The sequence below is a fragment of the Kitasatospora sp. LaBMicrA B282 genome (assembly GCF_050325825.1).
Lineage (GTDB): Bacteria > Actinomycetota > Actinomycetes > Streptomycetales > Streptomycetaceae > Kitasatospora.
In genome coordinates, this window is the sequence record NZ_JBNQTI010000229.1 from 1 (window position 1) to 10,035 (window position 10,035).

Annotated in this window: 7 protein-coding genes; all 7 read left to right on the forward strand. The window is 72.9% G+C overall.

What is annotated here, in order from left to right:
• Positions 1–116 precede the first annotated feature (116 nt).
• Entirely contained in the window at positions 117–3,251 is a 3,135-nt protein-coding gene (locus tag ACQRUO_RS36030; protein WP_428320387.1) for a putative bifunctional diguanylate cyclase/phosphodiesterase, read from the forward strand.
• A gap of 261 nt (positions 3,252–3,512) precedes the next feature.
• Positions 3,513–5,366: an acetolactate synthase large subunit gene (locus tag ACQRUO_RS36035; RefSeq protein ID WP_428320388.1), complete on the forward strand. Its 1,854-nt coding sequence runs from the start codon at positions 3,513–3,515 to the stop codon at positions 5,364–5,366.
• Between the two features lie 29 nt (positions 5,367–5,395).
• On the forward strand, positions 5,396–5,920 hold the full coding sequence (gene ilvN / locus ACQRUO_RS36040; RefSeq protein WP_428320389.1) for an acetolactate synthase small subunit: 525 nt from the start codon (positions 5,396–5,398) through the stop codon (positions 5,918–5,920).
• A gap of 124 nt (positions 5,921–6,044) precedes the next feature.
• Positions 6,045–7,040, forward strand: coding sequence for a ketol-acid reductoisomerase (gene ilvC, locus ACQRUO_RS36045; protein ID WP_428320390.1), 996 nt, complete (start codon positions 6,045–6,047; stop codon positions 7,038–7,040).
• Between the two features lie 373 nt (positions 7,041–7,413).
• Entirely contained in the window at positions 7,414–9,006 is a 1,593-nt protein-coding gene (gene serA / locus ACQRUO_RS36050) for a phosphoglycerate dehydrogenase (RefSeq protein WP_428320393.1), read from the forward strand.
• Positions 9,007–9,408: 402 nt separating this feature from the next.
• Positions 9,409–9,573, forward strand: a complete 165-nt coding sequence (locus tag ACQRUO_RS36055) for a hypothetical protein (RefSeq protein ID WP_428320391.1) — start codon at positions 9,409–9,411, stop codon at positions 9,571–9,573.
• A gap of 104 nt (positions 9,574–9,677) precedes the next feature.
• The coding region (locus ACQRUO_RS36060) for a hypothetical protein (RefSeq protein ID WP_428320392.1) at positions 9,678–10,035 on the forward strand (358 nt) is incomplete at its 3' end.

Genomic DNA, 10,035 nt, shown 5'->3' on the forward strand with positions numbered 1-10,035 from the left:
CCCGGTCGCCCGCGGTCGGTCGGCCGCTCCCGGCCGCTCGGCCACCGCCGGCCGCCCGGACCCGTCCGCAAGGCGGCCCCCGCACCGACACCCCGGACCGGAGGGGGAGGTACCCGGTGAGCCCGGCCGACGTCGCGACCCGCGCCCCCGCGCTGCCCGCCCGCCCGCACTGTGCGGGGCAGGCCCCGCCCGCCCGGCCGTTGCCGCGCGGCGCCCGGACACCCGGACTGCTGGTCGTGCTGCTCTGCGCCGGCTACGCGCTCGGCGCCGCCACCGACTGGGGCTCGCCCTCGCTGGCCCTGTTCATGGGCGACTTCGGGCTGGCGGGGGCCGCGCTCGCGGCCGCGCTCTCCTGCCTGGCGCACGGGTGCACGGTGCCCGGCTCCACCCGGCCGGCCTGGCTGCTGTTCGGCCTCTCCTCGGCCGCCGTCGCGGTCGGCAACGGCACCTGGGGCTGGTACGAGGTGGTGCTGCGCCGGGAGCTGCCGCCCGACTCGCTGGCCGACTACGCCTTCCTGGCCTTCGCCCCGCTGGCGCTGACCGGCCTGTTGGTGCTGGCCCAGCGGCCGCGCGGCGCGGCCGGCTGGCTCTGCCTGCTGCTGGACGCCTGGATGGTGGCCGGCTCGCTCTTCACGCTCAGCTGGAGCCTGGCCCTGGGCCGCACCGCCGAGGGCGAGTCCGGCAACCCGCTGCGGATGGGCTTCTCGCTCGCCTACCCGGTGCTGGACATCGTGATGGTCTCGCTGGTGGTCGGCCTGCGCTTCCGCAGCCGGGACAGCAACCGGGTCGCGGTGCACACCGCGATGCTCGGCCTGGCGGTCACCGTGGTCTGCGACGGCCTGTTCACCACGCCGGAGCTGCACAACAGCTACCACTCCGGCGACCTGCTGGACGCGGGCTGGTTCGCCGGCAGCCTGCTGCTCGCGTTCGCCCCGTGGTCCAGCCGCTGGCGGCGCGGGCGACCCAGCCGCGAGCACCCCTCGGCCGGTGGCACGCCGCGGCGCCGGGTGGCCTCCACCTTCAGTGCGCTGACCCCGTACGCCGCCGCCTCGGTCTGCACCGCCGGCATCCTCTACAACGCTCTCGGGGGGCATCCGATGGACCGGGTGGTGATCGTGGTGGCCTGCACCGTGGGCCTGGCACTGATCGTCCGTCAGGGCATCATGCTGCTGGACAACCTCTCGCTGGCCCAGGAGTTGGCGCAGAAGGAGGCGCACTTCCGGTCACTGGTGCAGGGTTCCAGCGACGTCATCATGATCACCGGCGCGAACGGCGTGCTCTCCTACGTCTCGCCGGCCGCGCTCGGCGTCTACAGCCGCGATCCGGAGGAACTGGTCGGCGGCCGGCTGCTGGACCTGGTGCACCCCGAGGACGCGGACCGGGTGGTCGGCGAGGTGCGCCGGTTCCTGGCCCGCAGCCAGCGGTTGGCCCGCCAGCTCACCCACACCCCGCCGGCCCGCAGCGGCGAGCCGAGCGCCCGGGTGGAGTGCCGGATCAAGGCCGGCGGCGGCGAGTGGCTGCACGTGGAGTCCACCGTCAACCGGTACCGCGACGGGCTGATCCTGAACAGCCGGGACGTCACCGAGCGGGTCCGGCTGCAGGCGCAGCTGCAGCACAACGCCTTCCACGACCCGCTCACCGACCTGCCCAACCGGGCGCTCTTCGCCGAGCGGCTGCGGGCCGCGCTGGGCGGCCGCGGGGACCGGCCGTTCGACACCCGGTCGGTCGGCGGGGAGGCCCCGCGCGAGCACCCGTACCAGGAGCCGGGCACGGTCGCGGTGCTCTTCCTGGACCTGGACGGCTTCAAGGCGGTCAACGACAGCGCCGGTCACCAGGTCGGCGACCAGCTGCTGGTGCAGGCCGCCCGCCGACTGCAGGCCACGGTGCGCTCCGGGGACACCGTGGCCCGGTTCGGCGGCGACGAGTTCGCGGTGCTGGTCTGCGGGCCGCTGGGCAAGCTGCGGGTGCAGGAGCTGGCCGAGCGGCTGCGCCTGGCGCTCTCCGAGCCGTACTGGATCGGCGGCACCGAGCTCGGCGTGGCGGCCAGCATCGGCATCGCCTTCGGCCCGCGCGAGCTCGACCCGTACGGGCAGCCGGGGGCGGAGGTGGTCACGCTGGCCGACGAGCTGATGCGCGACGCCGACCTGGCGATGTACCGGGCCAAGTCCGAGGGCAAGGGCCGGGTGGTGCTCTACAGCCCGGCGATGCGCAGCGAGGTGGAGCGCCGCCGGGAGCTGGACGACCGGCTGCGCCTCGCGGTGCGGGAGGGCAGCTTCGCGCTGCTCCACCAGCCGGTGGTCGACCTGCGCACCGGGGCGGTGGCCGGGCTGGAGGCGATCGCCCGGTGGCGCTCGGCGCAGGGCCTGCTGCTCACCCCGGCCGAGTTCCTGCGCGGCGCCGAGGCCGGTGACGCGGCCGGCCGGTTCACCCGGTGGCTGCTCCAGCAGGCGATCGCCGAGGCCGCCCAGCGCGGCCCGGCGCCGCTCGGCGGCACGACCCGCTCGCCGGTCGCCGCCCTGCCGCTCACCGTGCGGCTGACCGCCGAGCGGCTCTGCGCCCCCGGGCTGCACGAGACCGTCGCCGGGGCGCTGCGGGACTCCGGGCTGCCGCCGGAGCGGTTGGTGATCGAGCTGGCCCGGATGGGCTCGGACACGGTCGCCGACGAGCTGGGCCGCAAGCTGGCGGCGCTGCGCCGGCTCGGGGTGGGCACCGCGCTGGCCGGATTCGGGGCCGGCGGCGGCTCGCTGGGCACCCTGGTCCGGCTGCCGTTCGACGCGCTCAAGCTGGACCGCACCCTGGTCCAGGAGCTGGCCGAGAACCCGCGCAGCCGGGCGCTGGCCGGCCACGCGCTGCGGCTGGGCCGGGAGCTGGGGCTGGCCACCGCGGCCGAGGGGGTCGACCAGGAACGGCAAGTGACGGTGCTTCAGGAGCTGGGTTGCCGGTATGGTCAGGGTCTGGCCTTCGCCCAGCCGCTGGACGAGTTCCGGTTGCGCCGGGCGCTGGCCCGCCGGGTCTACCCGCTGCCCAGACCGCTGGGCGCGCTGTCGGCCCGGCGGGCCTACCTGGCGGCCGGCGAACCGCGCGGGGAGCGGGGCGTCGACACCCGTTCGGGTGGCCGTGGCGAGACCGGCGGGCCCTACCTGTCGCACCACCACCCGGGCCACGAAACGCCTGAACGGCGGGCCCCCAGCGGCTCGCCGGGCGGGTCGACCGTCGGTCCGCATGGCGAGACGGCCGTCCCACCTGCTTGACATCGCCCTGCGCCGAGGAGCAAGGTCGGTGCCATGAGCACCCGAATTCTCGTACTTGGCGGGCGCGTCGGCTGAGCCCGGGCTTCACTGCCCGACTCCATCACCAAGCCGACGCGCCACCCCTCGCATGCCTTTGGGCACGAGGGGTTTTTTGTTGCACCAAGACCCTGTGAACACCCTCCGAACACCGTTGTAACGCCAGTCCGTTTCGCCTGAAAATGGAAGAAAACGGACAGTCGCCCGGCGAAAGAAGACAGGCAGATGACTGAGCACACGGCATCCCCCCGCCGCGGGGACCACCCGGCCGCCCCGTCCCCGGACGCTACCGCGGTCGTCGAGACGATGACCGGCGCGCAGTCGCTCGTCCGCTCGCTCGAGGCCGTGGGGGCCGACACGATCTTCGGTATCCCGGGCGGCGCGATCCTGCCGGCCTACGACCCGCTGATGGACTCGGTCAAGGTCCGCCACGTCCTGGTCCGCCACGAGCAGGGCGCCGGCCACGCGGCCACCGGCTACGCGCAGGCCACCGGTCGGGTCGGGGTCTGCATGGCCACCTCGGGCCCGGGCGCGACCAACCTGGTCACCCCGATCGCCGACGCCTACATGGACTCGGTCCCGATGGTCGCGATCACCGGCCAGGTCGCCTCCAAGGCGATCGGCACCGACGCCTTCCAGGAAGCCGACATCTGCGGCATCACGATGCCGATCACCAAGCACAACTACCTGGTCACCGACCCGGCCGAGATCCCCCGGGTGATCGCCGAGGCGTTCCACATCGCCGCCACCGGCCGCCCCGGCCCGGTGCTGGTCGACATCGCCAAGGACGCGCTGCAGGCCACCACCACCTTCCGCTGGCCGGTGGAGACCTCGCTGCCCGGTTACCGGCCGGTCACCAAGCCGCACGCCAAGCAGATCCGCGAGGCCGCCCGGCTGCTGGTGAACGCCCGGAAGCCGGTCCTCTACGTGGGTGGCGGCGTGCTCAAGGCGAACGCCACCGCCGAGCTGCGGATCCTGGCCGAGCTGACCGGCGCCCCGGTGGTCACCACCCTGATGGCGCTGGGCGCCTTCCCGGACAGCCACCCGCAGCACCTGGGCATGCCGGGCATGCACGGCAGCGTCCCGGCGGTCACCGCGCTGCAGAAGTCCGACCTGCTCTTCACCCTGGGCGCCCGGTTCGACGACCGGGTCACCGGCAAGCTGGACTCCTTCGCGCCGTACGCCAAGGTGGTCCACGCGGACATCGACCCGGCCGAGATCGGCAAGAACCGTCCGGCCGACGTGCCGATCGTGGGCGACGCCCGCGAGGTGCTGGCGGACCTGATCGTCGCGGTCCAGGCCGAGCACGAGGCCGGCCGCAGGGGCGACTACACCGACTGGTGGGTCAAGCTCAACGAGTGGAAGAAGACCTACCCGCTGGGCTACGAGCCCGCGCCGGCGGGCGAGTTGTCGCCGCAGCAGGTGATCGAGCGGATCGGTCAGCTGGTCGGCCCGGACGCGATCTACGCGGCGGGCGTCGGCCAGCACCAGATGTGGGCCTCGCAGTTCATCAGCTACGAGAAGCCGGCCACCTGGCTGAACTCGGGCGGCGCGGGCACCATGGGCTACGCGGTCCCGGCCGCGATGGGCGCCAAGGCCGGCCGGCCGGAGGCCGCGGTCTGGGCGATCGACGGCGACGGCTGCTTCCAGATGACCAACCAGGAGCTGGTCACCTGCGCGCTGAACAACCTGCCGATCAAGGTCGCGGTGATCAACAACGGCTCGCTGGGCATGGTCCGCCAGTGGCAGACCCTCTTCTACAACCAGCGCTACTCCAACACCGTGCTGCACTCGGGCCCCGAGCACGACGGCAAGGAGCCGCCCGCCCAGGGCACCCGGATCCCGGACTTCGTGCTGCTGTCGGAGGCGATGGGCTGCGTCGGCCTGCGCTGCGAGCGTCCGGAGGACCTGGACGCGGTGATCAAGCAGGCGATGGAGATCAACGACCGTCCGGTGGTGATCGACTTCATCGTCCACCAGGACGCGATGGTCTGGCCGATGGTCGCGGCCGGCACCAGCAACGACGAGATCCAGTTCGCCCGCGGCATCCGTCCCGACTTCGGCGACGACCTCGACTGACAGCCCCTCAGGAACAGGGAAACAGACCCATGTCCAAGCACACCCTCTCCGTCCTGGTCGAGAACAAGCCCGGCGTGCTCGCCCGCATCGCCGCCCTGTTCTCCCGTCGGGGCTTCAACATCGACTCCCTCGCCGTCGGCCCGACCGAGCACCCGGACATCTCCCGGATGACCATCGTGGTCAACGTCGAGGACCTGCCGCTCGAGCAGGTCACCAAGCAGCTCAACAAGCTGGTCAACGTGATAAAGATCGTCGAGCTCGACCAGTCCGCTGCGATCCAGCGGGAACTGGTCCTGGTGAAGGTCCGGGCCGACAACGAGACCCGGTCCCAAGTCGTCGAGATCGTGCAGCTCTTCCGCGCCAAGACCGTGGACGTGTCGCCGGAGGCCGTGACCATCGAGGCCACCGGCAGCTCGGACAAGCTGGAGGCGATGCTGCGGATGCTGGAACCGTACGGCATCAAGGAGCTCGTGCAGTCGGGTCTGGTGGCGATCGGGCGCGGTGCCCGCTCGATCACCGACCGCTCGCTGCGCGCGCTCGACCGCACCGCCTGAGCGCCCGGGCCGCCGGCCCGCCCGGCGTGCCGTCCCGCTCCGTGAGCGTGACCCCTGAACCCCCATCACCTGCGCGTACGGTGGCCAGAGCACCGACGCGATCAACGCAAGGAGAAGTCCCACCGTGGCCGAGCTGTTCTACGAAGACGACGCCGACCTGTCCATCATCCAGGGCCGCAAGGTCGCGGTGATCGGCTACGGCAGCCAGGGCCACGCCCACGCGCTGTCGCTGCGCGACTCGGGCGTGGACGTCCGGGTCGGCCTGCTGGCGGGCTCCAAGTCCCGGGCCGCCGCGGAGGAGGAGGGCCTGCGCGTGGTCACCCCGTCCGAGGCCGCCGCCGAGGCCGACGTGATCATGATCCTGGTCCCGGACCCGATCCAGGCCGACGTCTACAAGGAGGCCGTCGAGCCGAACCTGAAGGCGGGCGACGCGCTCTTCTTCGGCCACGGCCTGAACATCCGCTTCGGCTTCATCAAGCCGCCGGCGGACGTGGACGTCTGCATGGTCGCCCCGAAGGGCCCGGGCCACCTGGTCCGCCGCCAGTACGTCGAGGGCCGCGGCGTGCCGTGCATCGCGGCCGTCGAGCAGGACGCCACCGGTGGCGCCTTCGCGCTGGCGCTGTCCTACGCCAAGGGCATCGGCGGCACCAAGGCCGGCGTCATCAAGACCACCTTCACCGAGGAGACCGAGACCGACCTGTTCGGCGAGCAGGCGGTGCTCTGCGGCGGCACCGCCGCCCTGGTCAAGGCCGGTTTCGAGACCCTGGTCGAGGCCGGCTACCAGCCGGAGATCGCCTACTTCGAGTGCCTGCACGAGCTGAAGCTGATCGTCGACCTGATGTACGAGGGCGGCCTGGAGAAGATGCGCTGGTCGGTCTCCGAGACCGCCGAGTGGGGCGACTACGTCACCGGCCCGCGGATCATCACCGACGCCACCAAGGCCGAGATGAAGAAGGTCCTGGCGGAGATCCAGGACGGCACCTTCGCCAACACCTGGATCGCCGAGTACAAGGCCGGTCTGCCGAAGTACAACGAGTACAAGAACGCCGACTCGGAGCACCTGCTGGAGACCACCGGCAAGGAGCTGCGCAAGCTGATGAGCTGGGTCAAGGACGCCTGACCCAGCCGCGCGCCGGGTGCCGCGGGGAGGTCCGATGCCGGGCCGTCCCCGCGGCACCCCCGTGCTCCCGGGGCTGCTCCCGGCTCCGTTCCCGGGCACTGCCCGGGCGGTGCCGAGCCGTCCGGGGCTGTACAAGCCGTCTGATCCCGTGCGGGTGATTTCGCCGCGCGGGCGCAGGCATCCCCCTGGTCCGTCGATACACTTCCGAGTGCGCGTCAGGCCCACAGCGTCGTGCGTCTACCTACGCGGCATGCCACCATCCCCACGCCCGCCGGTGCTCCGCGCCGGCCTTCGCCACGCACGTGGCCACGCCCACGTGCTGGTGGAGTGAGCGGGGGAGTACCGGACAGTAAGGAAAACTGTCGTGAGCACTGTGACCTCCCGAAGCGCTGTGGTACTGATCGCCGAGGAGCTCTCCCCGGCCACCGTGGACGCCCTGGGCCCGGACTTCGAGATCCGCCGTTGCGACGGCGCCGACCGCACCGAGCTGCTGACCGCGATCGCGGACGTGGACGCGGTCCTGATCCGCTCGGCCACCCGGATCGACGCCGAGGCGCTGGCCGCGGCCAAGCGCCTCAAGGTGGTGGCCCGGGCCGGTGTCGGCCTGGACAACGTGGACGTCTCCGCCGCCACCAAGGCCGGCGTGATGGTCGTCAACGCGCCGACCTCCAACATCGTCACCGCCGCCGAGCTGGCCTGCGGCCTGCTGATCTCGGTCGCCCGCAACATCGCGCCGGCCAACTCCGCGCTCAAGGCCGGTGAGTGGAAGCGCAACAAGTACACCGGCGTCGAGCTCTCCGAGAAGACCCTCGGTGTGGTGGGCCTGGGCCGGATCGGCGTGCTGGTGGCGCAGCGGATGTCCGCCTTCGGCATGAAGATCGTCGCCTACGACCCCTACATCCAGGCCGCCCGCGCGGCCCAGATGGGCGTCAAGCTGCTCTCGCTGGACGAGCTGCTGGAGGTCTCCGACTTCATCACCGTCCACCTGCCGAAGACCCCCGAGACCATCGGCCTGATCGGCGACGACGCGCTGCACAAGGTCAAGCCGAGCGTCCGGATCGTCAACGCCGCCCGCGGCGGCATCGTGGACGAGGCCGCGCTCGCCGCCGCCCTCAAGGAGGGCCGGGTGGCCGGCGCCGGCCTCGACGTCTACGCCAAGGAGCCGTGCACCGACTCCCCGCTCTTCACCTTCGACAACGTGGTGGCCACCCCGCACCTGGGCGCGTCCACCGACGAGGCGCAGGAGAAGGCCGGCATCGCGGTGGCCAAGTCGGTGCGCCTGGCGCTGGCCGGCGAGCTGGTCCCGGACGCGGTCAACGTGCAGGGCGGCGTGATCGCCGAGGACGTCCGGCCCGGCCTGCCGCTGGCCGAGAAGCTCGGCCGGATCTTCACCGCGCTGGCCGGTGAGGTGGCCGTCCGGCTCGACGTCGAGGTCCGCGGCGAGATCACCCAGCACGACGTCAAGGTGCTCGAACTCTCGGCGCTCAAGGGCGTCTTCGAGGACGTGGTGGCCGAGACCGTGTCCTACGTGAACGCCCCGCTGTTCGCCCAGGAGCGCGGCGTCGAGGTGCGGCTGACCACCAGCAGCGAGAGCCCCGAGCACCGCAACGTGATCACCGTGCGCGGCACCCTGGCCAACGGCAGCGAGGTCGCCATCTCCGGCACCCTGTCCGGCCCCAAGCAGCAGCAGAAGATCGTCGGCGTGGACGGCTTCGACGTGGACGTCGCGCTCACCGACCACATGGCCTTCTTCCAGTACGAGGACCGCCCCGGGGTGGTCGGCACCCTCGGCCGGATCCTCGGCGACGCCGACATCAACATCGCCGGCATGCAGGTGGCCCGGGATCGCGAGACCAAGGACGCGCTGGCCTCGATCACGGTCGACACCGAGATCCCGCAGGAGGTGCTGGCCGAGATCGCCGCCGAGATCGGCGCCAGGTTCGCCCGCTCGGTCGACCTGGGCTGACGGCCCCTCACCCCGTCCCGTCCCGGAGCCCGGACCGCTGCACGCGGTCCGGGCTCCGGCCGTTCGCGGCCGCGTTCGCGGGCTTCCGTGGGCCGCGTTCGTGGGCTTCGTTCGTGGGCCCAGGATCCCCCGTTCGGGCGGCGTGCGGGGCCCGGTGCTGCGCGGTCCGGGTGACTCCCGTCTCAGATACTAGGAAATCCAACTAAATGTAGAGACAGCGGCGGGGCACCGGCGTACCGTGAAATGGCCGCACCGACTGCCCCGCTCCCGGGCCCCACCGTCTGGCCCGAGTCCCCGGCCGTGCGCGCCGTACGCACCTCGGCGGGCGATCCCCGTCCGGCGTACCCCACTCCTCTCACCCCCGACGCCGCCTTCGGCGTTCCCTGGACCAAGGAGCCCGGTATGCCCCCCACCGCACACCTGCTGCCCAGCCACTCCGTCACCGCCCCCACCACGGCCCCCGCCCGCCGCCGCCGGCGGCGCACCGAGCCGCAGCCGGTCGGCGCCGTCGCCGCCCTGCAGCGGGCGCTCGACCGGCGCGACAACGGCGGTGCCACCGGTCACTGACCGGGGCCTGCCTGCCGGGGGAGTCCGTCGGGCCGTTGGGCCATTGGCCTGACGTTCCCCCGGATTCCGGGCCGGCGCTCTCCGCCACCCCCGATCCTGGGTCGGTGCGTATCCGACCCTTCCGCCGCCGTGGCTGCCCCACCACCACCCACCGGGCAGCCCGGCGGCACCCGCACGCCGAGCACCGGCACGCCGAGCACCGGCACGCCGAGCACCGGCGCACCGGGCGGATCCGGACCGCCCGGCTGCTGCTCGCCGTCGGCGTGCTGGCCGGGGTCACCCTGTCGGCCGCCCCCGGCACGCCGGCCGCGCTGCCCGTCGGGCTCGCCACGGACCCGGCGGCGCGGCAGTCGGTCCTGCTCGAACTGGACACCGAACCCGCGGCGCCCGCCTGGCAGCGGGCCGCCGAAGGGGCGCGGCGCGAGCGGCGCACCCCGGAGCAGGCGCACCGGGCGGCCGCCG